At 57.2% G+C, this 23,483-nt stretch carries 23 protein-coding genes and 1 riboswitch (1 of these 24 only partly in view); of the genes, 16 read left to right on the top strand and 7 right to left on the bottom strand.

Annotation, left to right across the window (positions count from 1 at the left end; translation table 11 throughout):
- Both PSAB_RS03065 and PSAB_RS03070 read left to right on the top strand, forming a co-directional pair.
- Positions 1-343: the final stretch of an acyl-[acyl-carrier-protein] thioesterase gene (locus tag PSAB_RS03065; RefSeq protein ID WP_051529706.1), read on the top strand. Its footprint begins 407 nt before the window's first position; the window shows 343 of its 750 coding nt (coding positions 408-750); the start codon falls outside the window, past its left edge; it ends in the stop codon at positions 341-343.
- 177 nt (positions 344-520) lie between these two features.
- A complete protein-coding gene (locus tag PSAB_RS03070) occupies positions 521-2,659 on the top strand; it encodes a DNA topoisomerase III (protein WP_025333127.1) in 2,139 nt (712 codons plus the stop codon).
- Positions 2,660-2,856: 197 nt separating this feature from the next.
- On the opposite strand, the gene PSAB_RS03075 is transcribed toward PSAB_RS03070, so the two are convergent.
- Positions 2,857-3,897 carry a zinc-binding alcohol dehydrogenase family protein gene (locus tag PSAB_RS03075; protein ID WP_025333128.1) on the bottom strand — a complete coding sequence of 347 codons (1,041 nt, stop codon included), beginning with the start codon at positions 3,895-3,897 and terminating at the stop codon, positions 2,857-2,859.
- A 142-nt stretch (positions 3,898-4,039) separates the two neighbouring features.
- Between PSAB_RS03075 and PSAB_RS03080 the strand changes: the two genes are divergently transcribed.
- From PSAB_RS03080 to PSAB_RS03090, 3 genes are all read left to right on the top strand, one after another.
- A complete protein-coding gene (locus PSAB_RS03080; RefSeq protein ID WP_025333129.1) occupies positions 4,040-4,417 on the top strand; it encodes a winged helix-turn-helix transcriptional regulator in 378 nt (125 codons plus the stop codon).
- Between the two features lie 136 nt (positions 4,418-4,553).
- Positions 4,554-4,817 (top strand): DUF1294 domain-containing protein, encoded by a 264-nt coding sequence (locus PSAB_RS03085; protein WP_025333130.1) that lies wholly within the window; start codon positions 4,554-4,556, stop codon positions 4,815-4,817.
- A gap of 43 nt (positions 4,818-4,860) precedes the next feature.
- Positions 4,861-5,295, top strand: coding sequence for a universal stress protein (locus tag PSAB_RS03090; protein WP_025333131.1), 435 nt, complete (start codon positions 4,861-4,863; stop codon positions 5,293-5,295).
- Between the two features lie 134 nt (positions 5,296-5,429).
- Here the strand turns inward: PSAB_RS03090 and PSAB_RS03095 are convergent, their stop codons facing one another.
- The 6 genes from PSAB_RS03095 to PSAB_RS03120 form a co-directional block, all read right to left on the bottom strand.
- Positions 5,430-6,002, bottom strand: a complete 573-nt coding sequence (locus PSAB_RS03095; RefSeq protein ID WP_025333132.1) for a nitroreductase family protein — start codon at positions 6,000-6,002, stop codon at positions 5,430-5,432.
- A gap of 166 nt (positions 6,003-6,168) precedes the next feature.
- Complete coding sequence (locus tag PSAB_RS03100) at positions 6,169-6,579, bottom strand: DUF1667 domain-containing protein (RefSeq protein WP_051529707.1); 411 nt, start codon at positions 6,577-6,579, stop codon at positions 6,169-6,171.
- On the bottom strand, positions 6,576-7,604 hold the full coding sequence (locus tag PSAB_RS03105; protein WP_025333134.1) for an NAD(P)/FAD-dependent oxidoreductase: 1,029 nt from the start codon (positions 7,602-7,604) through the stop codon (positions 6,576-6,578). The genes PSAB_RS03100 and PSAB_RS03105 overlap by 4 nt, the downstream gene beginning before the upstream one ends.
- Positions 7,605-7,626: 22 nt before the next feature.
- On the bottom strand, positions 7,627-9,069 hold the full coding sequence (locus PSAB_RS03110) for an NAD(P)/FAD-dependent oxidoreductase (protein WP_025333135.1): 1,443 nt from the start codon (positions 9,067-9,069) through the stop codon (positions 7,627-7,629).
- Positions 9,070-9,094: 25 nt separating this feature from the next.
- Positions 9,095-9,295 (bottom strand): hypothetical protein, encoded by a 201-nt coding sequence (locus tag PSAB_RS03115; protein ID WP_025333136.1) that lies wholly within the window; start codon positions 9,293-9,295, stop codon positions 9,095-9,097.
- Positions 9,292-10,059, bottom strand: a complete 768-nt coding sequence (locus tag PSAB_RS03120) for a hypothetical protein (RefSeq protein ID WP_025333137.1) — start codon at positions 10,057-10,059, stop codon at positions 9,292-9,294. The genes PSAB_RS03115 and PSAB_RS03120 overlap by 4 nt, the downstream gene beginning before the upstream one ends.
- A 324-nt stretch (positions 10,060-10,383) precedes the next feature.
- A riboswitch (purine riboswitch) is annotated at positions 10,384-10,485 on the top strand.
- Between the two features lie 230 nt (positions 10,486-10,715).
- Between PSAB_RS03120 and purE the strand changes: the two genes are divergently transcribed.
- The 11 genes from purE to purH all read left to right on the top strand — a co-directional run bounded on the left by purE (position 10,716) and on the right by purH (position 23,469).
- Entirely contained in the window at positions 10,716-11,201 is a 486-nt protein-coding gene (gene purE, locus PSAB_RS03125) for a 5-(carboxyamino)imidazole ribonucleotide mutase (protein WP_025333138.1), read from the top strand.
- Between the two features lie 26 nt (positions 11,202-11,227).
- On the top strand, positions 11,228-12,463 hold the full coding sequence (locus PSAB_RS03130; protein WP_025333139.1) for a 5-(carboxyamino)imidazole ribonucleotide synthase: 1,236 nt from the start codon (positions 11,228-11,230) through the stop codon (positions 12,461-12,463).
- A gap of 6 nt (positions 12,464-12,469) precedes the next feature.
- Positions 12,470-13,765, top strand: a complete 1,296-nt coding sequence (gene purB, locus PSAB_RS03135) for an adenylosuccinate lyase (RefSeq protein WP_025333140.1) — start codon at positions 12,470-12,472, stop codon at positions 13,763-13,765.
- Between the two features lie 27 nt (positions 13,766-13,792).
- Complete coding sequence (locus PSAB_RS03140; protein WP_025333141.1) at positions 13,793-14,686, top strand: phosphoribosylaminoimidazolesuccinocarboxamide synthase; 894 nt, start codon at positions 13,793-13,795, stop codon at positions 14,684-14,686.
- 83 nt (positions 14,687-14,769) lie between these two features.
- Entirely contained in the window at positions 14,770-15,015 is a 246-nt protein-coding gene (purS, locus tag PSAB_RS03145) for a phosphoribosylformylglycinamidine synthase subunit PurS (protein WP_025333142.1), read from the top strand.
- A 5-nt stretch (positions 15,016-15,020) separates the two neighbouring features.
- Positions 15,021-15,710: a phosphoribosylformylglycinamidine synthase subunit PurQ gene (purQ, locus tag PSAB_RS03150; RefSeq protein WP_025333143.1), complete on the top strand. Its 690-nt coding sequence runs from the start codon at positions 15,021-15,023 to the stop codon at positions 15,708-15,710.
- The gene (gene purL / locus PSAB_RS03155; protein ID WP_025333144.1) at positions 15,688-17,934 is read left to right on the top strand and encodes a phosphoribosylformylglycinamidine synthase subunit PurL; all 2,247 of its coding nucleotides are present in this window, start codon (positions 15,688-15,690) and stop codon (positions 17,932-17,934) included. The genes purQ and purL overlap by 23 nt, the downstream gene beginning before the upstream one ends.
- Positions 17,919-19,415: an amidophosphoribosyltransferase gene (gene purF / locus PSAB_RS03160; protein ID WP_025333145.1), complete on the top strand. Its 1,497-nt coding sequence runs from the start codon at positions 17,919-17,921 to the stop codon at positions 19,413-19,415. Before purL ends, purF begins: the two co-directional genes overlap by 16 nt.
- A gap of 573 nt (positions 19,416-19,988) precedes the next feature.
- A complete protein-coding gene (purM, locus tag PSAB_RS03165) occupies positions 19,989-21,032 on the top strand; it encodes a phosphoribosylformylglycinamidine cyclo-ligase (RefSeq protein WP_025333146.1) in 1,044 nt (347 codons plus the stop codon).
- The gene (gene purN, locus PSAB_RS03170; RefSeq protein WP_025333147.1) at positions 21,032-21,646 is read left to right on the top strand and encodes a phosphoribosylglycinamide formyltransferase; all 615 of its coding nucleotides are present in this window, start codon (positions 21,032-21,034) and stop codon (positions 21,644-21,646) included. The genes purM and purN overlap by 1 nt, the downstream gene beginning before the upstream one ends.
- Before the next feature lie 275 nt (positions 21,647-21,921).
- Complete coding sequence (purH, locus tag PSAB_RS03175) at positions 21,922-23,469, top strand: bifunctional phosphoribosylaminoimidazolecarboxamide formyltransferase/IMP cyclohydrolase (RefSeq protein ID WP_025333148.1); 1,548 nt, start codon at positions 21,922-21,924, stop codon at positions 23,467-23,469.
- Positions 23,470-23,483 lie beyond the last annotated feature (14 nt).

Raw genomic sequence — 23,483 nt, forward strand, 5'->3', positions numbered from 1 at the left:
CTATACCGGCGATTCGGTAGGGGATATCCCCGAAAAAGTCGTCACTCCCCAAGACATTGCGTTAACCGAGGCTTACCGGTATCAGGTCAGATACAGCGGACTGGATAATTACGGACATTTGAATAATGCGCGCTATGGAGACTTATGCAGTGATGCGCTTCCGTTGACTGTTTTTGAAAAGAAACAGCTGCGGCACTTCCGGATTTCGTACTTGCAGGAGGCGACCTATGGGGAAGAAATGATAATTCAGGTGTCGCCGGAAACCAGTGAAGGATTTTATGTGCGAGGGCTACGGGAAAATAAGGTGTATTTTGAAGCGAGTCTGGATTTCGATTCCGAATAAGGAGTGTCAATAAGGGCGGCTTATTCTTACCAGTGAGTGAGAGGAAGCCGTTTTTTTATGATGGCGGAAAGGATGATGCTCCGATACCGGTGGATCGACAGACCTTAAAGCGGGCGTGCTTGTTCCCGTCCCTGCACATAATGGTATAATAGTCCGGTATATGGAAAGGAGCGAGCTATGAAAGTATTGGTACTAGCGGAAAAGCCGTCGGTGGCGCGCGAAATTGCGCGGGTGATGGGCTGCCGGGAGAAGCAAAAGAGCTATATGGAAGGACCGGAGTATATTGTGACCTGGGCGCTCGGCCATCTGGTGGGACTTGCGGAGCCCGAGGATTATGACCATAAATTTGCAACCTGGGCGCTGGAAGACCTGCCGATCCTGCCGGACCGGATGAAGCTGAAAGTGCTGCGGGAGACGGGCGGACAGTTCAAGGCGGTTCAGCATCTGATGAAGCGTCAGGATGTCGGCGAGCTTATTATCGCGACAGATGCGGCTCGCGAAGGGGAACTGCTGGCGAGGTGGATTATGACCATGTCCCATTGGAAAAAGCCGTTCCGGCGGCTGTGGATCTCTTCCCAGACCGATAAGGCGATCAAGGAAGGCTTTGCATCGCTGAAGCCGGGCCGGGAGTTCGACCGGCTGTACGAGTCGGCGCGCTGCCGCGCCGAGGCCGACTGGATGGTCGGCCTTAATGTGACCCGGGCGCTGACCACGAAGTTTGGGGCTCCACTCTCGGCGGGCCGCGTACAGACGCCGACGCTTGGCATGATCATGGACCGGGAACGGGAAATCATGAATTTCCGGTCACAGGAATTCGATACGCTGGTCGCGGACTTCGGGAATTTCCAGGCACAGTGGAGAGCAGGCGGGGGAGACGGCCGGATTTTTGATAAGGATAAGAGCGCCGTGCTGGCCAAGCGCCTGGAGGGACGGAGCGGCACGCTGGCAAAGGTGCAAAAAAGCGAGAAAATCGAGCCGCATCCGCTCGCTTACGATTTGACCGAGCTCCAGCGGGACGCGAACCGCAAATTCGGCTTCTCGGCGAAGCAGACGTCGAGCGTGCTTCAGCGGCTCTATGAGCAGCATAAGCTGGTCACGTATCCCCGGACAGACAGCCGGTATCTGACGGCCGATATGACCGGGACGCTGAAGGAGCGTCTGAACAGCGTAGCGGTAGGTCCTTATGCGACGCTTGCCCGTCCGCTGGTGCGGAAGCCGCTGAATATTACGAAGCGGATCGTCGACGACAGCAAGGTGAGTGATCACCATGCGATTATTCCGACGGAGCAAACGGTTCTGCTGAACCAGCTCAGTACGGAGGAGCGCAAGCTGTACGACTTGATCGTGCGCCGGTTCATCAGCCTGTTCTATCCCCCGGCACGTTACGATGCGGTATCCGTAACGGTTACGGTGGACGGCGAGACTTTCACGGCCAAGGGCACCACCGTCAAGGACGCCGGCTGGCGTGAAGTCTACGGCGGCGACCTCAGTACGGACGAGGATGAGGAGTCCGGAGGAGGCGAGGCGGAAGGGCGCGGCATTACGCTGCCGGAGCTGCGGCAGGGCGACACGGTATCGATCCGCCGCTGCATGCTGCGCGGCGGCCGGACGCAGCCGCCGGGACGTTACAGCGAGGCTGCGCTGCTGACGCAGATGGAGAAGCACGGCCTCGGTACGCCGGCCACCCGGGCGGACATTATTGAGAAGCTCGTATCGTCGGATACGATCGAGCGGCAGGGCAATGTCCTGCATCCGACCGGCGAGGGCAAGCAGCTCATCGAGCTGGTGTCGCCGCAACTCCGCACACCGGAATTGACGGCCCGCTGGGAGGCCGAGCTGGAGCGGATTGCCCGCGGCCAAGGGAAGCCGGAGCCGTTCCTGCAGGGCATTCGCGGCATGGCGAAGGAGCTAGTCGCGGAAGTCAAGAACAGCGGCGCGGAGTACAAGCCGCATAATGTTTCGAGCAGCCACTGCCCGCAGTGCGGCACGCGGCTGCTGGAGAAGAAATCGAAGCGCGGCAAGCTGCTTGTATGTCCGGCGGACGACTGCGGCTATACCCGGGCCGGAGAGAAACGGCTGTCGAACCGCCGCTGCCCGCAGTGCCATAAGAAGATGGAGCTGAAGGAAGGCAAAGCAGGCCTGTACGTTCAATGCCTCAGCTGTGGAATTACGGAGACCGTGAATAAGGACAGCAAGCATATGAACAAGCGGGAACAGCAGAAGCTGGTGAACCAGTACAGCAAGCCAGAGAGCATTGGCACAAGCCTCGGTGATCTGCTCAAAGCGGCCTTGGAAGGCAAACAAGAGGGACAATAAGGGCCGGATAAGCCGATAAAAGCACGAATCGGAATATGAAGGGTCAAGGGTTGTATAAGAAGTCAAGACGGGAATCCCGTTCGAGGGCCAAGCAGGAATGAGAAAACTCCCGGCAAAGCGGGTGGGGTTGCCCACGGCTTTACTGGGAGTTTTTTTTGCAGCCAGAAGGTTTGTATGTCGATACGCCTCAAGCGGATTTATTCAAAATGCTCCAATACGATCTTCCCGACCGTCCGGCCCGTTTCGATCATGGCATGTGCCTTGCGCAGATTAGCGGCGTTGATCGGCTCTAGTAGGTCGGTCAGGGTGGTGCGGATTACTCTGGAGTCGATCAGGCGGGCGTTTTCATTCAGCAGCTCATGCTGCTTGATCATATCCGGGGTTTGATACAGCGAGCGGGTGAACATGAATTCCCACGTGAAAGTGGCGCTTTTATTTTTGAGCAGGTTCAGGTCAAGCGGCTCTTCGGTTTCGACGATCGAGCATATTTTTCCCTGCGGAGCAATGGCTTCGGCCATATGCCCCCAGTGCTGCACCGTGGCGTTCAGGCACAGAATATAATCGGCATAAGAAAGCCCGGCAGCTTTCATTTGAGCAAGGAACGGCTCGTAATGGCTGATGATATAATCGGCTCCGAGGCCCTTGGCCCATTCGGACGATTCGGAGCGGGAAGCGGTGCCGATCACGGTGAGTCCCGCATATTTGGCCAACTGAATGGCGATAGATCCGACGCCGCCGGCGGCACCGATAATTAGCAGCGTTTTGCCGGTATTATCCTCCTTGGACATCGGGATGCCCAGACGTTCGAAGAGTGCCTCCCATGCGGTTATCGTCGTCAGCGGAAGCGCGGCCGCTTGGGCAAAATCGAGAGAAGCGGGCTTGCTCCCGGCGATACGTTCATCGACAAGATGATACTCACTGTTCCCGCCCGGACGGTCAATGGCGCCTGCGTAATACACCTCATCTCCCGGTTTAAACAGGGTGCAGTCCGGTCCCGTCTGCTCGACGATGCCCGCGACATCCCAGCCCAGCACCTTCGGCGACGACTCCGTCTTCGCTTTGGGAGCGCGAACCTTGACGTCAACCGGGTTGACGGATATGGCGCCTACCTTGACGAGCAGATCCCGGCCGGCGGGAACCGGCTTTTCGATTTCAAGATCGATCAGGCTCTCCGGCTGCGAGATATCCAGATATTTGTACAATCCTACGGCTTTCATCGTTTGCTTGCTGTTGCTCATATGCTCTCCAGCTCCTTGGTTCATTTTTGGGTAGGCAAAAGTAAAAAAATGTCCTATGTTTATATTAAACAAATGGTTACAAAATAATAAGTACGCACATTAATGTGATATAGTATCGAATTTGATACCAAGGAGGATTGGCATGAGAAACCGCAAGAACGGATACGGTGAATGCCCGAATGACCAGGGCTGCCCGGTTGAATATACGCTGGATGTGATCGGGGGGAAATGGAAAGGGGTTCTGCTCTACCACCTGGTTGAAGGAACCAAAAGATTCAGCGATTTCAGACGAATCTGCCCGACTATTACGCAACGAATGCTGACCCTGCAGCTGAGAGAGCTGGAAGAGGACGGCGTGATTCACCGGGAAGTGTATCATCAGGTGCCGCCCAAGGTCGAATATTCGCTGACAGAGTTCGGACGGACGCTGGTTCCAATTATTTTGCTGATGCGTGACTGGGGCGAGGCGTATAAAAACAGACCTCGGGTACAAGACGGGCAGCTCCCTTCTCAGTCGTAATTTGCCGCAGGCCCATGAGGTGTGAGCGATGTGAAAGGCAGGACCACCGGTGATTCGAAGGCGGGCGCTAGTTGGTTTTTTGCCTGAAAGGGTAATATAATAGAGGTATAGGGCGGCAGGAGGAGAGGAGCCGGGAATGGTCAATATTGTGGTGCTATGGTTTGCAATAATCAACATTATCGGCTACATCGTCATGTCGGAGGACAAGGATAAAGCCCGCGGCAGAAAGGAACGTGTTCCGGAGAAAACGCTCTTTTTGCTGGCGGCGATCGGAGGGGCTCTCGGCGTGATGACGGCTATGTACCGCAGACGCCACAAGACACGGCATCTATCCTTTGTCATTGGAATTCCGGCATTGGTGCTTCTGAACGTCCTGATGTACAGCTATTTTTTGCAATAAATCTTTCATTAGGCAGGACAAATTGGAAAAAGAGGTGGCGTACATGTTATTCTCTAAAATCTTGCTCGCCTATGACGGTTCGAAAGCCGCCAACAAAGCGTTGGATCGCGCGGTCGAATTGGCCAAGGTAACGCCGGGGTCCTCCCTGCATGTCGTACACGCATTTGAATTCCCGCGGTTCTTTATCGGGGAAGCTCTCGCGCCTCTCCCGGCTTCGGTCAACAAGGATTATTACGATTTGGCGGTGCAGACGACAGAAGAAGTGAAGCGGCGGCTTGCGGATGAAGGGCTGAATGCGAAGGTAGAGCTGCTGCAGGGGGCGCCTGCGGAGACGATTCTGAAATACGCCAAGGATCAGGCGGTGGACGTGATCGTGATCGGCAGCCGGGGCCTCGGAGGCATTCGCGAGTTCGTGCTCGGCAGTGTCAGCCACAATGTGGTGCAGAGTGCGCGGATTCCGGTCCTCGTTGTAAAATAAATAATTTTAGTCAAAAAGGGACGCTTCGGCGTTCCTTTTTTATTAACTATAAGAGGATATAACAACCCGTACTTGCGAAAAGAGGCATGGAAACGAGTCTCTGCTCTTTTCGCGTTACGGTTCTATCGAGTTAATTACAAATTAACGATGATGTCCTCCAGTTTCCGCTTCGGCACATGATGGACGCCTTGTTCATCACGCCAGTATTTGATATCCTGCGGGTCCGCCACTTCTTCCAGGACAACAACTTCCTTCGGTTTGCCAAGCGCAATAACCAGTATAACCTCGTATCGCTCCGGAATATGCAGCGCCTCTGTTAAAGCCTGCTTATTGCTTGCGCCGAACATGCAGCCCCCGAGGCCCTTCTCACAAGCGCCCAACAGGATGCTTTGACAAGCGATTCCATGATCCCAGAAATGGTTGGCGCTTATCTCCTTATCGCCCAGCACCACGATATAAGCCGAAGGCCGCTCGCCCTCCTCCGGTCCATCCCAATCCGTCAAATAGCCCGCCCATCTCAGATGCGGAAAGATCAGGCTGTTCTTCTCATCATCATGAGAAAGGATGTACTTCAGGGATTGCAAATTGCCGCCGCTCGAAGAAAGGCGCGCCAGATCAATCAGTTCCTCCAAAGTTTCCCGCTCAATTTTAACATCCTCATAAAATCTTCTGTACGTTCGGTTTTTCTTGACAAGCTCCTTAATCACACTCGACAACCTCCATTTTAGCGGCTCCGTGTTCAGTCTGAATAATCGACGGCCTTTAGCCGCCCGTCCTCGTAAAGAACACTTCATACTCTTAGTATTTCTATCAGTATACCATGTTCCATTTAGGCTGGGATCTATTTCATTACAGTATTGGTCCCGATGTAAATTAACATCCTGCACCGGATATGTCATGAGCAACTGATGATTGCTGATCCAGCGCAACGCTTTTTGAACTGATGACGTCTGTACCGGTTCCCAGAATGCCGGCGATCAGTACCTCTCCGGCCCGTACGGGGGCTTTTACCCGGAGCTCTTTGACCAGCCGCATCCATTCGCCCATCCGTTCCTTCGGCAGAGGTCCGCTGGAGCGGACGGGCAGCCGCTTGCAGACACCGCCCTCAATGGAGACCGTCGTGGTCACTATGCGGGAGGGGCAGAGGGTCTCGTCATGGGCGTAGCGCTTCCCCCGCTCGCAGGAATACCCGGAGATATAGGTTACCACCCGATCCAGCGAATACACGTCAAGGGCGCATTCCTTCGGGCAGACAATACAGGTAAGAGTGCTCTGCTTCATCATCTGGCCATATGCCTCCTGTCTGGATGATCCGGATCAAGCCCTGTCCGTCGCTGCCGGTCAAGGATGAAGCTTGCCGCGGAGCGTCCGGCCAACCTTCCCTGGATGGTGACATAATCGGCCAGACTATGGATGGACACCGCGTTCCCGCAAGCGAAGATTCCCTCGGCGCTTGTCTGCATCCGCTCAGCGACAGCCAGTCCTTGGTTGTCTTCGTTAATGGCAATGCCAGCTTGCAGAGCCAGGTCATTCTCCGGGATCAGACCGACAGAGAGAAGCAGCGCGTCGCACGGGATCAAGGTTTCCGTGCCTGAAATAGGCTGCATGCGGCTGTCCACTTGCGCAATCCGGACTCCTTCGAGCCGGTTCTTCCCGATCACGGAAGTGACGGTATGGCCGAGAAGGAGGGGGATGCCGAAGTCGTCCAGGCACTGAATGACATTGCGGCGCAGACCGGAAGGGGCGGGCATGGCTTCGACAACAGCGGCAACTTCGCTGCCTTCAAGCGTCAGCCGGCGGGCCATAATCAGGCCGACATCGCCCGATCCGAGAATGACGGCTCGCTTTCCGATGCGATAGCCTTCCAGATTCATGAAACGCTGGGCACTGCCGGCGGTCAGGATTCCGGCCGGACGGTCGCCCGGGATGCCGACGGCTTCCCGTGTCCGTTCCCGGCAGCCGGTCGCCAGCACGAGCGCTTCCGCCTCAATTTCCATATAGCCGTCGGTATCATTGACGGCCGTAACCGTTCGCCGATCCGTTATTTCAAGCACGGTTGTGTCCGTCTTGCACACAATATCCGACTGCCCTATGGATTCGATGAACCGTTCGGCGTATTCAGGTCCGGTCAGCTCCTCTTTGAACAGATGCAGCCCGAATCCGCTGTGTACGCACTGCTGCAGAATCCCGCCTAATTCCCGCTCCCGTTCCAGCAGGATAATGCGCTTAATGCCCCTTTGTCTAGCTTCCAGCGCAGCTGCCAGTCCCGCAGGGCCTCCGCCGATGACCGCAAGCTCAAACCGTTTCATGCATGGCCTCCCTTCCGCCTCTTTAAGGCATTGAATCAGACAAAAGCTCCGACCCGTTATTTTCGTATAACACCTGTTCCATTCTCCGGTCCAGTTCCTCAGACAGCAGGCTTGCAACCTTCGGCCCGCAGAAGCCGCCCTGGCATCTGCCCATTCCGGCTCTTGTCCGGAGCTTGACGCCGTTCACGGAGCTCGCTCCGGGCATACGCCCGATGGATTCACGGATCTCGCCTTCGGTGACCTGCTCACATCTGCATACGATGCGGCCGTAGCCGGGGTGCTGCTGAACCCACAGATTTCTCTCGCCGTAAGGGATGGACTTGAAAGAGACGATGCCGCGGCGATGTGGAACAAAGGCGGGGCTCAGTTCAAGCGTAAGCCCCATTCGCCCGTACATCGAAGCAACCAGACCCGCGATGTGGACGGCGATTGCCGGAGAGCAGGTCAAGCCGGGGTTGTTGATTCCGGCGGCATGGATCAGCCCGTTCATTACCTCCGATTCCCGGATCAGGAAATCGCCAGCGCTGCATTTGGCCTTTAGTCCCGCGAAAGAGCGGATGACCTGGCGCTCCGGAATGCGCCGTGAAATTTTATGAGCCGATTTCATCAGCTTTTCCATTTGTCCGGCCGTTGTTTTCTTGCTTGTGCGGTCTTCGGTTGGCTCCATGCTCGGCCCGATCATCACGTTGCCGTGGAGAGTGGGGATGAGGAAGACGCTTTTTTCTTTCTCGGATTTGCAGTGGGCTACGATGTGGCTGATCTGAAACTTGGCGCTGCGGTCAAGCACGGCATATTGCCCCCGCTTCGGCAGGATGGAGAAAGACTCCGAGCCCGCCATGCGGTTAATGACGTCCGTATTGATCCCTGCACAGTTGATGACAGCCTTGGCTTGCAGCGATCCGGCGGCAGTTTCCACCGTGATTCCGTCCCGCAGCGGCGCAAGTCCGGTCACTTCCGTATTCAGCTTGAACTCCGTGCCGTTCGCGGCGGCATTCTCCGCCAGTGCGAAGCACAGCTCCCATGGATCGACGATCCCGCATCCCGGATTGAGCAGCGCCGATCGCAAGCCTTCATTCAGAGATGGCTCACGCAGCAAGGCTTCTTCTCTGCTGAGGATGCGAACACCGGAAATGCCGTTGGCGGCAGCCCTTGCGCGAAGCTCCTCAATGGCGGCATCGTCTTCCTCGTCGAATCCGGCAATCAGCATGTCGACGGGTCTAAACGCAACATCAAGCTCCCGGCACAGATCTTCGAACATCTGCCTGCCCTGCAGGGTCAGGCGGCCCTTAAGCTTGTCCGGCCGGGCGGTGTGACCATTGTAGACAATACCGCTGTTGGCCTTCGTCGCGCCGCAGGCGATTTCATTATTTTTCTCAAGCACGGCAATGCGAAGCTTATATTTGGACAGCTCCCTGGCAACCGCGGTTCCCACAATGCCTGCGCCTATGATGACGATATCGTACATGCGGTCCTTCCTCCTTACCGTTAAGCTAACCGGTGATTTCAGTCTTGCTTGCCATACAATGATAAGAATCGCTTGTCCACCGCCGGAAATAACAGTTCAGGCAGGATAAGGGCTCGTCCGTCACCCATTCCTCCTCTACATCGGGGCGGAAGGAGCCGCAGCGCGATGCTTGTTCCGCAGCCTTAAGGCTTACCGATAAAAAGGGATCGCGATCGCTCCCGGTCATTGGCCGATCCTCTGGAGCAGATGAATCTGCTGCTTGGAGCAGGTCTGCCAGACGAGCGCTTGCTCCGCAGTTTCCAGCCGCTGAACCGGAATGACCGCCCGGCCTTCGCACAAGACAGACTTCACCATATTTCCGAGAACTACAGTGGCCTCCCCGTCCAGAACGTCTCCGTCAAGACTCCGGATTCCGTCAACTCCGGCAAGGGTGCAAAGCTCGGCGGCAGTAAGAAGGGTTCCAGGCTCTCCGACCTTATGCTTGTCTTTGAACGACCCGTCATTGCCCCCGAGGCGCAGTCCCGCTCCGGCCATCGCTCCTATTATTCCTTGTCCGGTACCGCCGTGTTCCGACAGATTAATGCCAAGCTCCGCTGCCAGCGCGTATGCGCCATCCTTATCCAACACTTCCCGCTTGGCAAGATAACCGTAGTTAATTAATCGCTCAGGGCTCTCAAGCCGTTCCGGGACGACGACGCAGAGGCCGGGATCGGCTTCCGGCTCGCTCTCCGTTTCCAAATGCCTGGCGCCGAAATCAATGACAGCTTGAAGATACTGAGGATCGATCTCCGCTTCGAAGCACATTGAACTGTTGTGCGAGGTGTAAGGAATGTCCTCATGCAGCAGCAGCTGATGCCGGGTAATTCTGCTGGAGGTGCCCCAGCCGTTCGCCTTAATGGCACGGGCTATATTTTTGGCCAAATCTCCGGTTCCCTTTATTCCTTTGGTTGTAAAGTTGTCCGTATCGTCAATACTCACCAATATTCGCATAGGGTTCTCGCCTTTCATGATTATTAGCATCTAATTATATCTAAATATATCTTAATATATTTAAATATGAATTATATCAGCAAACGTCTGCCCCAGAAGCGCTAGGATGCAACCGACACAATAATGTAATAAATATTCCATTATATAAGGAAGCATTTCTCACAAGCCTTTTAAGGGAGCAGTCTCAACTTCTTCAGGATATGGACAAGCTTTGAAGAAAGACATTCGGGATAGAGCACAGTAATTCTGTCAAAAAGCGAACATTTTACCGGGAGCCTATGATAATGTTCGTGTTTAAGTTGACATACGGTGTAGGGGGTTGTTAAACTGAAGGCATAAACAGCTCGTATAAATCCGGGGATAGGGCCCGGAAGTTTCTACCCGGGAACCGTAAATTTCCGGACTACGGGGAATTAAAAGACATCAGGCGACATCGCTTGCGGCCCGTCCGTCAGAAACGATGCTGTCCTTTTTTCTGTCGCTCCTTGAGTGGAGAAGTCGAAAAATGTCTATTTTTTCCTCCGTAGTCCGAAATTCCCGCAATATCGTTAGGGAATCGGGCTTTTTTTGTGCGAATTATGGAAAACTATAGAGAAATGGGTCAAGATAGAAACTGGAGCTGATTAACCATTCATGAACGGAAGGCAGGTTGAACAATGTCGGTGCAGGTAGCTGTCATCATGGGCAGCAAATCGGATTGGGAAACAATGCAGCATGCGTGTGCGGTGCTGGAAGAGCTTGAGATCTCCTATGAGAAAAAAGTGGTGTCCGCCCACCGCACCCCGGATCTCATGTTCCGCTTTGCGGAGGAGGCCGCGGACCGGGGCATCCGCGTCATTATCGCCGGCGCCGGAGGCGCTGCGCATCTGCCGGGCATGGTCGCGGCGAAGACGATCCTGCCGGTCATCGGCGTACCGGTGCAGTCGAAGGCGCTGAACGGGCTGGATTCGCTGCTCTCCATCGTGCAGATGCCGGGAGGCATTCCAGTCGCGACAGTTGCCATCGGCAAGGCCGGCGCGGTCAATGCCGGGCTGCTGGCGGCCCAGATCATCGGGGCGTTCGATCCCGAGGTGCAGCGCCGGGCGCAGCGGCGCCGGGACGCCATCCGCGACGAAGTGCTGGAAGGCAGCGACGACCTATGAGCGGCGGAATCAGCGGTGGTGCGGACATGCCGGACCGTAAAGCGCAGCCGCGGACGCTTCGGCCGGGATCGACCGTCGGCGTGCTCGGCGGCGGGCAGCTCGGGCGCATGATGGCGCTGGCCGGCAGCGCCATGGGCTATCGCTTCGTGGCGCTCGACCCCGCGCCGGATGCGCCCTGCGGGCAGGTATCGCCGCAGATCGTCGCGGCGTACGACGACATCGACGCGGCGCGTGAGCTTGCGCGCCGCGCGGACGTGATCACGTACGAGTTCGAGAACGTCGACGCGGGCGTAGCCGCGCTGCTGGCGGAGGAATCGTACGTGCCCCAGGGCAGCGCGCTGCTGCACACGACGCAGCACCGGCTGCGCGAGAAGGCCGCCATCGAAGCTGCTGGCGTCCCGGTGGCCCCGTACCGCAAGGTGGCAAGCCTTGCGGACCTTAAGACGGCAGCCGCGGAGCTCGGCCTGCCGGCGGTGCTGAAGACCGTCACCGGAGGATATGACGGTAAGGGACAGGCCGTCCTCCGCCGGGAGGACGAGCTGGAGGACGCGTTCCGGCGGCTAGCGCCGGAGCGGGCCGACTCGGCCGCTTCGCCGCAAGGCGGGCCGGCAGCAGGAGACGCCGGCTCCCAAGGAGCGGAAGAGGACGCCCCGCTGGTGCTGGAGAAATTCGTGCCGTTCCGGTGCGAAATTTCGGTCATCGCCGCCCGCAGCCCGCGCGGCGAGGTGAAAAGCTTTCCAGCAGCGGAGAATATTCATGTGAATAACATTCTCCATCTGTCCATCGTCCCTGCCCGGGTGCCGGAAGCCATCCAGCGCAAAGCCCGCGAGCTGGCCGAGAAGCTCATCGCGGGACTGGACGCTGTCGGGCTGCTGGCGGTGGAGATGTTCGTCACCGGGGACGGCGAACTGTTCGTCAATGAACTGGCGCCCCGGCCGCATAACTCCGGCCATTACACGATGGATGCCTGCGCCACCTCGCAGTTCGAGCAGCATGTGCGGGCAGTATGCAATCTGCCGCTTGGCGACACGGAGCTGCTGACCCCCGCCGTCATGGTCAATGTGCTGGGCCAGCATCTGGAGGGTGCAGTCGGACGCTTTTGCGATGAAGAGGCCAATCGGCTTGGAGTCATCCCCAAGCTTCATATATATAGCAAGACCGAAAGCAAGACCGGCCGCAAAATGGGCCATATCAACCTGCTCTGCAAGGATACGGCGGATGCGCTGGCCTGGGTGGAGCAAACTAACCTTTGGAGGAACTGAAATCACATGATCGAACGTTACAGCAGACCGGAAATGCGTGCCATCTGGACCGAAGAAAATAAATTCAAAGCCTGGCTCGAAGTGGAGCTGTGCGCATGCGAGGCGTGGGCGGAGCTTGGCGTCATCCCGAAAGAGGATACGGTCAAGCTGCGGGAGAACGCAGAGTTCAATATTGACCGCATCTACGAAATTGAGCTGGAGACACGCCATGACGTTATCGCGTTTACGCGCGCGGTATCGGAGAGCCTCGGGGCGGAGCGCAAATGGGTGCATTACGGCCTGACCTCCACCGATGTCGTTGACACGGCGCTCGGCTATCTGCTGCGCCAGGCCAACGAGATTTTGGAGAAGGATATTGTGAATTTCATTGAGATTCTAAAAGACAAAGCGGTTGCCTACAAAGATACTCCGATGATGGGCCGCACGCACGGCGTGCACGCCGAGCCGACGACGTTCGGACTGAAGATGGCGCTGTGGTATGAGGAAATGAAGCGCAATCTGGAGCGGTTCCGCCATGCCGCAAACGGCGTGCAATTCGGCAAAATCTCCGGCGCGGTCGGCACCTACGCCAACATCGACCCGTTCGTAGAGGAGTTCGTCTGCCGCAAGCTGGGCACAAGCCCCGCGCCGATCTCGACGCAGACGCTTCAGCGTGACCGGCATGCCGAGTACATGGCGACGCTGGCGCTGATCGCGACTTCGCTCGACAAGTTCGCGACCGAAATCCGCGCTCTGCAAAAGAGCGAGGTGCGCGAGGTCGAGGAGGCTTTTGCCAAAGGACAAAAAGGTTCATCGGCGATGCCGCACAAGCGCAACCCGATCGGCTGCGAGAACATTTCCGGCCTGTCCCGGGTCATTCGCGGACATATGATCACCGCCTACGAGAACGTGCCGCTCTGGCATGAACGCGACATCTCGCATTCCTCGGTGGAACGGGTTATTCTCCCGGATGCGACGATGCTGCTTAACTATATGCTGAACCGCTTCGGCAATATCGTGAAGAACCTGACCGTATTCCCGGAAAATATGAAGCGTAACATGGAGCGTACCTTCGGTGTGCCGTTCTCCGGCCGCGTTATGACGAAGCTGATCGACAAAGGCTTCAGCCGCGAACAAGCTTACGACACGGTGCAGCCGCGAGCCATGCAGGCTTGGGAGACGCAGAAGCATTTCCGTGAGATCGTTGAGAATACGCCGGAAATCACGGCGGTGCTTAGCCCTGATGAGATCGCAGACGCGTTCAATCCGTCGTGGCACCTCAAAAATGTCGATACGATTTTCCGTAAGCTGGGCTTGATCTAAACTCATTTCTTCAAGGGAGGAAAGACCATGACACACCCTGCCGTATCGACTGCGGTGGATTTGATCGACGCACCGCTGCTGTATAAAGGCAAAGTGCGCGAGCTGTACGATTTGGGAGAGCATATGCTGATCGTCGTGACCGACCGGATATCCGCGTTCGATTATGTGCTGGAACCGGCGGTGCCGGAGAAGGGCAATGTGCTGAACCGGCTGAGCGCGTTCTGGTTCGGCCAGACGAAGGACCTGCTGGAGAACCATGTCGTGCATATCGATGTTGACCGTCTCGGAAGCATTGCGAAGGAGCCGGAGCTGCTGAGGAACCGCATTATGGTTGTGTGCAAGGCGCAGCGGATCGATATGGAATGCGTCGTTCGGGGCTACATCACCGGAGGCGGCTGGCGTCAGTATCAGGCGACCGGCGAAGTGAACGGCATCAAGCTTCCGGAGGGTCTGCGCAAGAACGGGCAGCTTCACGAACCGATCTTCACCCCGGCGGCCAAGAACGACGTCGGACACGACGAGGACATTCCTTTTGCCAAAATGCAGGAGCTGATCGGCGAAGAGCTGGCGAACGAGCTTAAGGAGAAAAGCCTGAAGCTGTACGGATTCGCACGAGATTACTGCGCGGAGCGCGGCATTTTGCTGGCCGACTGCAAATTCGAGTTCGGTATCTTGGATGGCAAGGTCATCCTGATTGACGAAATTTTTACGCCGGATGCTTCCCGTTTCTGGGCCAAAGACAAGTACGCTCTGGATGTTGAAATCGACAGCATGGACAAGGAGCCGGTGCGGGCTTATCTCGCTTCCTCTTCCTGGGACAAGAACAGCACGCCGGACCCGCTTCCGGAGGAAGTCGTTGCCGAGACGAGCCGCCGCTACCTGGATATTTACCACCGGATTACCGGTCATTCGCTGAACTGATTTTTTGGATATTTGGATATTGGGAAATTCAATATAAATTAAAATGCTTAACGGCATGAACATTTAGGAGGAACGACAAGGGTATGTTAAAAGCGACGGTATATGTCACCATTAAAAAAAGTGTGCTTGATCCCCAGGGTGTAGCTGTACAAGGGGCGCTTCATTCTGTAGGCTTCCAGGAAGTTGAAAGTCTGCGCATCGGCAAGTATATCGAACTGACTCTGGATACGAACGACCGTGAAGAGGCCGGCAAACGGCTTAAGGCAATGTGCGAGAAGCTGCTCGCAAATACGGTAATCGAGGATTACCGATACGAATTGGAGGCGTGAATGTCATGAAATTTGCTGTCCTTGTCTTTCCCGGCTCCAACTGCGATATCGACTGCTACAAAGCGGTACAGGAAACGCTTGGCGAGCCCGTTGACTATGTGTGGCATACGGCGACCGACCTGTCCGATTATGATTGCATTATCGTTCCGGGCGGCTTTTCTTACGGCGACTATTTGCGCTGCGGCGCGATTTCGCAGTTCGCTCCCGTGATGAACGAGGTAGCCAAAGCGGCTGAGCAGGGCAAGTACGTGCTCGGCATCTGCAACGGCTTCCAGATTCTGACCGAGGCGGGACTGCTGCCGGGCGCGCTGCGCCGGAATGAATCGATCAAATTCCGATGTCACGATACGACGCTTAAGGTCGTTAATTATAAAACGCCGTTCACGAAGGACTATGCGGAAGGCGAAGAAATCGTCATTCCGATCGCCCACGGCGAAGGCAACTATTACTGCGACGAAGAGACGCTGGCTTCGCTTAAAGCGAACAACCAGATCGTATTTACTTATACGGACAATCCTAACGGCTCTGTCGCCGATATTGCGGGCATCTCCAATGAGCGCGGCAACGTCGTCGGCATGATGCCGCATCCGGAGCGGGCGGTCAATACCCTGCTCGGCTCGGAAGACGGCAAGAGAATGTTCAGTTCCATTTTGAAAACCTGGAGGGATACTCATGGCACAGCAAGTGTCCGCTAAGGAACCGACCGCGGAGCAAATCAAGGACCAGAAAATTTACAGCCAGTTCGGCGTGTCGGACAGCGAATACGAGCTGATCTGCTCGTTCATGGGACGCCTTCCGAACTATACCGAGATCGGCGTGTTCAGCGTTATGTGGTCCGAACACTGCGCGTACAAGAATTCGAAGCCGCTGCTTCGCCGCTTCCCGGTAAGCGGACCCCGCGTCCTGATGGGACCGGGCGAAGGCGCAGGGATCGTGGATATCGGCGACAACCAGGCCGTTGTATTCAAAATCGAAAGCCACAACCACCCTTCGGCGGTCGAGCCATACCAAGGCGCCGCAACGGGCGTGGGCGGGATTATCCGCGATATTTTCTCGATGGGTGCAAGACCGGTAGCCATTCTGAACTCCCTTCGTTTCGGCAAGCTTGAGAGCGACCGGGTAAAATATCTGTTCGAGCATGTCGTGTCCGGCATTGCGGGGTACGGCAACTGTATCGGCATCCCGACCGTCGGCGGCGAAGTGATGTTCGACAACAGCTATGACGGCAATCCGCTCGTCAACGCCATGTGCGTCGGTCTCATTGACCACGACAAAATCCAGCGCGGTGTCGCCAAAGGCGTAGGCAACCCGGTATTCTACGTTGGACCGCCTACGGGACGCGACGGCATCCACGGTGCGACCTTCGCTTCGGTGGAGCTGAGCGAGGAGTCGGAAGCGAAGAAGACGGCGGTGCAGGTCGGCGATCCGTTCATGGAGAAGCTGGTTATGGAAGCCTGCCTCGAGCTGATCGACACCGGCATCGTCCTTGGCATTCAGGACATGGGCGCGGCGGGTCTGACCTGCTCGAGCTCAGAAATGGCGAGCAAGGCGGGCAACGGTCTGGAACTGTATCTCGACCAGGTGCCGCAGCGCGAGGAAGACATGACGCCTTACGAGATGATGCTGTCGGAGTCCCAGGAACGGATGCTGTTCGTTGTCGAGCCGAAGGATGAGGCCCAGGCACAGGAGATTTTCGACCGCTGGGGCGTTATCTGCTGCAAAGTCGGCAAGGTAACGGACGATGGCCGGTTGAAGCTGTTCCATCACGGTGAAGTAGTTGGTGATATGCCGGTAACGGCGCTGGTAGATGAGTGTCCGGTGTACGACAAGCCTTCTTCCGTACCGGCTTATTACGAGGAAAACGCGGCTGTCGATACGCTTCGCTATGAAGAAGTGACCGACCTTGGCGGCGCACTGAAGAAAGTGCTGGCTTCCCCGACGGTGGCAAGCAAAGCGTGGATTTACAACCAGTATGACTACATGGTTCGCACCAGCACGGCGGTTCGCCCCGGCTCGGACGCTGCGGTCGTGACGATTAACGGCACGCGCAAAGGCCTTGCGATGACGACGGACTGCAACGGCCGCTACGTATACCTTGACCCTGAAGTCGGCGGCAAAATCGCGGTCGGCGAAGCGGCGCGGAACATCGTCTGCTCCGGCGCGCAGCCGCTGGCGATTACGGACAACCTGAACTTCGGCAGCCCGGAGAAGCCGGATATTTTCTGGCAGATGGAGCGCGCCGTTGACGGCATGGCGGAAGCCTGCCGTGTGCTGGATACGCCGGTTATCGGCGGCAACGTCAGCCTTTACAACGAGAACGCAACGGGTGCTATCTATCCGACTCCGGTAGTCGGCATGGTGGGACTGGTAGAAGATACGGATCATATTACGACTCAAGCCTTCAAGAGCGAAGGCGACGCTATTCTGCTGCTCGGTGAAACGCGCGCGGAGCTTGGCGGCAGCGAGCTCCAGTATGCCGTGCACGGCGTAACGGAAGGCCGTCCGCCGCAGCTTGATCTTGCGGTTGAGCGCAAGCTGCTTGACGCCGTGCTTGGCGCCATCCGCAGCGGCCTTGTCCGCTCGGCGCATGACCTCTCCGAAGGCGGTCTGGCGGTTGCGCTGGCCGAGAGCTGCATCAGCGGCCGGATCGGCGCTAACGTTGAACTGGCTTCGAACGGCCTGCGCCGCGATGTGGCGCTGTTCAGCGAGAGCCAGTCGCGCATTCTGCTTACCGCTTCGAGCGACAAGGCTGAGGAACTGCGTGCGTATATCGCCGCTGCGGGCGTGCCGGTTCAGGTTATCGGCAGCGTAGGCGGCGACCGTCTGCGCGTAAATCTTGACGGTTCTTCCGCCTTGGACGAACCGGTGGCGGAGTTTACAACCATTTGGGAGGATGCTATTCCATGTCTTATGAAATAAAGACCGGGAACAAGCAGGCGGAACCCCTCCTGTGGACCGGCGACTTTTACAACGAAGGAACGGGCTCGGGAGATATATTTGATACATTAAAAGAAGAATGCGGCGTTTTCGGGGTCTTCGGACACCCGGAAGCCGCTTCCATGTCTTATTACGGCCTTCACGCGCTTCAACACCGCGGTGAGGAAAGCGCGGGGATCTGCGTGGCGAACGGCCGGGATTTCAATTACCACCGCGGTATGGGACTTGTCAAAGAAGTATTCGACAAGGATAAAATCCAGTCACTGGTCGGCGACATGTCCATCGGGCATGTGCGTTATTCCACCAGCGGCGACAGCCGGCTGACGAACGCGCAGCCGCTCATCTTTAAATACCGCGATGGCGATCTGGCGATTGCCACGAACGGCAACATCGTGAACGAGCCGCTGATCCGGCGTCAGCTTGAGAGCAGCGGCTCGATCTTCCAAACGACAAGCGATACCGAGGTGCTGGCGCATCTGATCGCGCGCTCGCCGAAGGATTTTGTGGAAGCGGCCAAAGAGGCCCTTCAGCAGCTCGTCGGCGGCTTCGCTTTTCTGCTGATGACCAACGACAAGCTGTTGGTTGCTTCCGACCCGAACGGCCTGCGGCCGCTCGTGATGGGGCGCGTTGGGGAAGCGTATATTTTCGCTTCCGAATCCTGCGCGCTGGAGACGATCGGCGCGGAGCTTGTCCGTGATATTCAGCCGGGCGAACTGCTTATTCTGGACGAGAACGGCTTGACCGAGGACCGGTTCGCTGAGCCGCAGCGCAAGGCGCTGTGCGCGATGGAGTATATTTATTTCGCCCGGCCGGACAGTGATATGAACGGAGCGAACCTGCACGCCGCCCGCAAGCGGATGGGCAGCCGGCTCGCGCTTGAAGGCTTTGTCGACGCCGATATCGTGACCGGCGTGCCGGACTCCAGTATCTCCGCCGCGATTGGCTACGCGGAGCAGACCGGCATTCCTTACGAGCTTGGGCTGATCAAGAACAAATATACTGGCCGGACATTCATCCAACCGAGCCAGGAGCTGCGTGAACAGGGCGTCAAAATGAAGCTCAGCGCCGTCCGCCGCGTCGTGGAAGGCCAGCGCGTCGTCATGATCGACGACTCCATCGTGCGGGGCACGACCTCGCGCCGGATCGTCAATCTGCTGCGCGAAGCGGGTGCGACCGAGGTGCATGTGCGCATCACCTCGCCGCCTTTCAAGAACCCGTGCTTCTACGGCATCGACACGCCGGACCGCCGCGAGCTGATCGCTTCGCATCAGTCGATTGAAGAAATCCGCCGCGAAATCAACGCGGATTCGCTGGCGTTCCTGTCGCCCGAAGGGCTAATCCAGTCCATCGGCGGCCTGAGCGGCGGAGAATACAAAGGCGGGCTGTGCCTGTCCTGTTTCGATAACGATTATCCGACGCAGGTTGACTTTGGCGGGGCGGAGAAGGAAGGCTGCGGCTGCTAAGGTGGGTCCATCCGTGGGTCCATCCGTGGGTCCATCCCCCTAAATCCCCCTTGCCAAGGGGGACCCCGGAGGGCCAGCCCTCCGGCCACCCGAAAGCTCGGAGTAACGGAGTTTAGTTTGAACTTGCTAAGCGGGGGCTAGTGCGGGTAGACGCTTATCGTCCCTTCCGCTCCTCGCGGTCGGCGGGACACGCTTTACGGCGCTGCGTCCCCCGGCATCCGGCCTGCGGCCGCCGCCGGGGCGCGTTGGCACCGCTGCTTCGCATAGCGGTGCATTGAGGGCTCGACCGCCCCGTGCTGTTCGCTATGCGAAATCGCGGCAGGCCTCGCCCCGGGCACGGGCGCCGTTCCTAGGCGCCCGGCCTATCCCGCTCCCCCTCGATTCCGGGAAGGCGTCATGAAGGGGAAGGTTGGAACTGGAGAAGCGATAGCGTTCGCCTTTATGCTCGGATTTCAACCGCGAGGCGGTTCAATCAGGAAATCCGAGCATAACAGCGATCGGAAGTCCAAGCTGTCCACGAAATGACGACTTAACCGGAATCTTTTGCTTAACTACATGAAAAGAGGTGTCCAAGTGTCGGAAGCTTACAAAAACGCCGGTGTGGATATTGCGGCGGGCAATGAAGCGGTAGAACGAATGAAGAAGCATGTAAAGCGCACGTTTCGCCCTGAGGTCATGACGGATCTCGGCGGCTTCGGTGCGCTGTTTGGCTTGAATAAAGACAAGTACGAGGAGCCTGTGCTCGTATCCGGAACGGACGGAGTCGGCACGAAACTGAAGATCGCCTTCGCGGCGGACCGCCACGATACGATCGGCATCGACGCGGTCGCCATGTGCGTGAACGATATTGTCGTGCAGGGCGCGGAGCCGCTCTTTTTCCTGGATTATCTGGCCTGCGACAAGGTGGTGCCGGAGAAGATCGAAGCCATCGTTTCGGGGATCGCGGAAGGCTGCCATCAGGCGGGCTGCGCGCTGATCGGCGGAGAGACGGCGGAAATGCCGGGCATGTACGCGGAAGGTGAGTATGATATCGCCGGATTTACCGTGGGCGTTGCCGATAAAGCCAAGCTGGTAACCGGCGAACATATCGCGCCAGGCGATACAGTGATCGGACTTGCTTCCAGCGGTGTGCACAGCAACGGGTTCTCGCTGGTGCGGAAGCTTTTGCTTGACGGAGAAGGCGGATACAGCCTGGATGAGGTGCTGCCGGAACTGGGCGCACCGCTTTCCGACGTGCTGCTCGCTCCGACCAAAATCTACGTTAAACCGCTTCTCGGACTGCTGGAACAGCTTCCGGTGAAGGGCATGGCGCATATTACAGGCGGAGGCTTCATCGAGAACATTCCGCGTGTGCTGCCGGATAACGTCAATGTGGACATCCAGTACGGCTCCTGGCCGATTTTGCCGATTTTCGAGCTGCTTCAGCGTAAAGGCAGCGTGACCAACCGCGATATGTTCACGACCTTCAATATGGGTATCGGGCTGGTGCTCGTAGTGGGCTCGGACGACGCGGACAAAGCGCTCCAGCTGCTGAAAGACAGCAGCGAGGAAGCGTATGTCATCGGCAAGGTCACGGAAGGAGAACGCAAGGTCACCTTTACGGGAGCGGATGTATGATGAACTACAGCCGGATCGCTGTGTTTGCTTCGGGGCAGGGCAGCAATTTTGCGGCGCTGGCGCAGGCGCAGCGTGAAGGGCGGCTTGGCGGCGGCGTCATCGAACTGCTGGTGTCCGACAGGCCGGAAGCACCTGTGGCGCAGCGCGCGCAGGAGGCGGGGATTGCATCCCTGCTGCTGCGGCCCAAGGATTTTGACAGCCGCGAGCAGTACGAAGCGCGGATTGTAGAGGAGCTCAAGCGGCGAGAGATCGGGCTCATTGTGCTGGCCGGATATATGCGGCTCATCACCCCGGTGCTGCTGGCCCCTTACGAGGGACGCATCATTAATATTCATCCGTCGCTGCTGCCGGCCTTCGCCGGGAAGGACGCGATCGGACAGGCGTTGGACTACGGCGTGAAGCTGACGGGAGTTACGGTGCATTTTGTCGATGGCGGCATGGATACGGGACCGGTCATTGCCCAGCGCGCGCTTGCGGTAGAGGACGGAGATACGGCCGATTCGCTGGCTGAGCGTATTCACCGCATCGAGTACGAGCTTTATCCTGAAGTGGTCGCCGCTTTTGCGGCCGGAAAGATCAAGCTGGACGGAAGAAAAGCAACGGTTCGGCAATAATGGCGGCAGGACGGTTCTCAAAGTCAGCTTCATTCGACATTTGAACGATGAACGCCGGGAGTTATGATATTTCTCGGGAAATATTGCACAAGCGGTGAGAAATGTCGGATAAGCGGGCTTCCGGACCGGATCGGGATATATTAAAAAGCAAGAGCATCCTTTTGCGTAGGATGGCTGCCGGAAGCGAGGAACAGGACGTTCAGCGCCTGAATCATTCATGCAGTCAATGTTTTACCCAATAAACGGCAAGTCAAAATGGAGGAGGACTATACAAAGTGAGTATCAAAAGAGCGCTGGTCAGCGTATCGGATAAACGGGGCATCGTGGATTTTTGCCGCGAGCTGTCGGCATTGGGCGTAGAAATCATCTCCACGGGCGGAACGAGCACCCTATTGGCCAAAGAAGGCGTACCGGTCATCGGCATCTCCGATGTAACGGGCTTTCCGGAAATTATGGACGGACGCGTCAAAACACTGCATCCTGCCGTTCACAGCGGCCTGCTGGCCGTTCGGGACAACGAGGAGCATACGCGCCAGATGAAAGAGCTTGGTCTGGATTACATCGACCTGGTCGTTGTAAATCTGTACCCGTTCGCGGAGACCATCGCCAAGCCCGATGTGACTTACGAGGAAGCGATTGAAAACATCGACATCGGCGGTCCGACCATGCTGCGTTCGGCGGCGAAGAACCATGCGTTTGTAAGCGTAGTGGTGGACGCCGACGATTACGCCAAGGTGCTTGAAGAAGTGCGCGCGGGCGGCGACACGACACTGGAAACCCGCAAACGGCTTGCGGCAAAAGTATTCCGCCATACGGCGGCTTACGACGCCCTGATTTCCGACTATCTGTCCAAGGTGACCGGCGAACCGCTGCCGGAGCGCTACACGGTAACTTACGAGAAGATTCAGGATCTGCGCTATGGCGAGAACCCGCATCAGAAGGCGGCATTCTACCGCACGCCTCTGGCGGCGCAGGACACGTTGACCGGCGCCGAGCAGCTGCACGGTAAGGAACTGTCCTACAATAACATCAATGACGCCAATGCGGCATTGCAAATCGTCAAGGAATTCGACGAGCCGGCCGTAGTTGCGGTTAAGCATATGAATCCTTGCGGCGTAGGCGTCGGCGAGAGCATTTTGCAGGCTTACCAAAAAGCCTACAACGCCGATCCGGTTTCCATCTTCGGCGGCATCGTGGCGGCGAACCGCTATATCGATTCCGATACGGCGAATCTGCTGAAGGACATTTTCCTGGAAATCATCCTCGCTCCGGGCTTTACGGATGAAGCGCTGGAGATCCTCACGAAGAAGAAGAACATCCGCCTGCTGAAAATCGGAGGGCTTGGCGAGGCTGCAGCGCGGAAGAGCAGCTTTGTCGTCACAACGGTTGAGGGCGGCATGGTCGTGCAGGAAAGTGACGTTCACTCCGTCAACGAAGACGATCTCAAGGTTGTAACGGACCGCAAGCCGACCGAAGAAGAGCTGAAGCAGCTTCTATTCGGCTGGAAGGTCGTCAAGCATGTGAAGTCGAACGCTATCGTGCTCGCGGCGGACGACATGACGATCGGCGTAGGCGCGGGACAAATGAACCGCGTGGGCGCGGCAAAGATCGCCATCGAGCAGGCGGGCGACAAGGCCAAGGGCGCGATACTCGCTTCCGACGCATTCTTCCCGATGGGCGATACGCTTGAAATCGCGGCCAAAGCGGGCATTACGGCGGTCATCCAGCCGGGCGGCTCTGTCCGGGACGAGGAATCGATCAAGGTTGCGAACGAGCACGGAATCGCTATGGTATTCACCGGCGTCCGTCATTTCAAACACTAGAACGGACCGGAGGT

The organism is Paenibacillus sabinae T27 (genome assembly GCF_000612505.1).
Lineage (GTDB): Bacteria > Bacillota > Bacilli > Paenibacillales > Paenibacillaceae > Paenibacillus_AQ > Paenibacillus_AQ sabinae.

Coding starts and splice junctions, on each gene's coding strand:
- PSAB_RS03070 (WP_025333127.1), top strand. CDS start 521: ATGAAAGTATTGGTACTAGCGGAAAAGCCGTCGGTGGCGCGCGAAATT.
- PSAB_RS03075 (WP_025333128.1), bottom strand. CDS start 3,897: ATGAGCAACAGCAAGCAAACGATGAAAGCCGTAGGATTGTACAAATAT.
- PSAB_RS03080 (WP_025333129.1), top strand. CDS start 4,040: ATGAGAAACCGCAAGAACGGATACGGTGAATGCCCGAATGACCAGGGC.
- PSAB_RS03085 (WP_025333130.1), top strand. CDS start 4,554: ATGGTCAATATTGTGGTGCTATGGTTTGCAATAATCAACATTATCGGC.
- PSAB_RS03090 (WP_025333131.1), top strand. CDS start 4,861: ATGTTATTCTCTAAAATCTTGCTCGCCTATGACGGTTCGAAAGCCGCC.
- PSAB_RS03100 (WP_051529707.1), bottom strand. CDS start 6,579: ATGATGAAGCAGAGCACTCTTACCTGTATTGTCTGCCCGAAGGAATGC.
- PSAB_RS03105 (WP_025333134.1), bottom strand. CDS start 7,604: ATGAAACGGTTTGAGCTTGCGGTCATCGGCGGAGGCCCTGCGGGACTG.
- PSAB_RS03110 (WP_025333135.1), bottom strand. CDS start 9,069: ATGTACGATATCGTCATCATAGGCGCAGGCATTGTGGGAACCGCGGTT.
- PSAB_RS03115 (WP_025333136.1), bottom strand. CDS start 9,295: ATGACCGGGAGCGATCGCGATCCCTTTTTATCGGTAAGCCTTAAGGCT.
- PSAB_RS03120 (WP_025333137.1), bottom strand. CDS start 10,059: ATGCGAATATTGGTGAGTATTGACGATACGGACAACTTTACAACCAAA.
- purE (WP_025333138.1), top strand. CDS start 10,716: ATGTCGGTGCAGGTAGCTGTCATCATGGGCAGCAAATCGGATTGGGAA.
- PSAB_RS03130 (WP_025333139.1), top strand. CDS start 11,228: ATGCCGGACCGTAAAGCGCAGCCGCGGACGCTTCGGCCGGGATCGACC.
- purB (WP_025333140.1), top strand. CDS start 12,470: ATGATCGAACGTTACAGCAGACCGGAAATGCGTGCCATCTGGACCGAA.
- PSAB_RS03140 (WP_025333141.1), top strand. CDS start 13,793: ATGACACACCCTGCCGTATCGACTGCGGTGGATTTGATCGACGCACCG.
- purS (WP_025333142.1), top strand. CDS start 14,770: ATGTTAAAAGCGACGGTATATGTCACCATTAAAAAAAGTGTGCTTGAT.
- purQ (WP_025333143.1), top strand. CDS start 15,021: ATGAAATTTGCTGTCCTTGTCTTTCCCGGCTCCAACTGCGATATCGAC.
- purL (WP_025333144.1), top strand. CDS start 15,688: ATGGCACAGCAAGTGTCCGCTAAGGAACCGACCGCGGAGCAAATCAAG.
- purF (WP_025333145.1), top strand. CDS start 17,919: ATGTCTTATGAAATAAAGACCGGGAACAAGCAGGCGGAACCCCTCCTG.
- purN (WP_025333147.1), top strand. CDS start 21,032: ATGAACTACAGCCGGATCGCTGTGTTTGCTTCGGGGCAGGGCAGCAAT.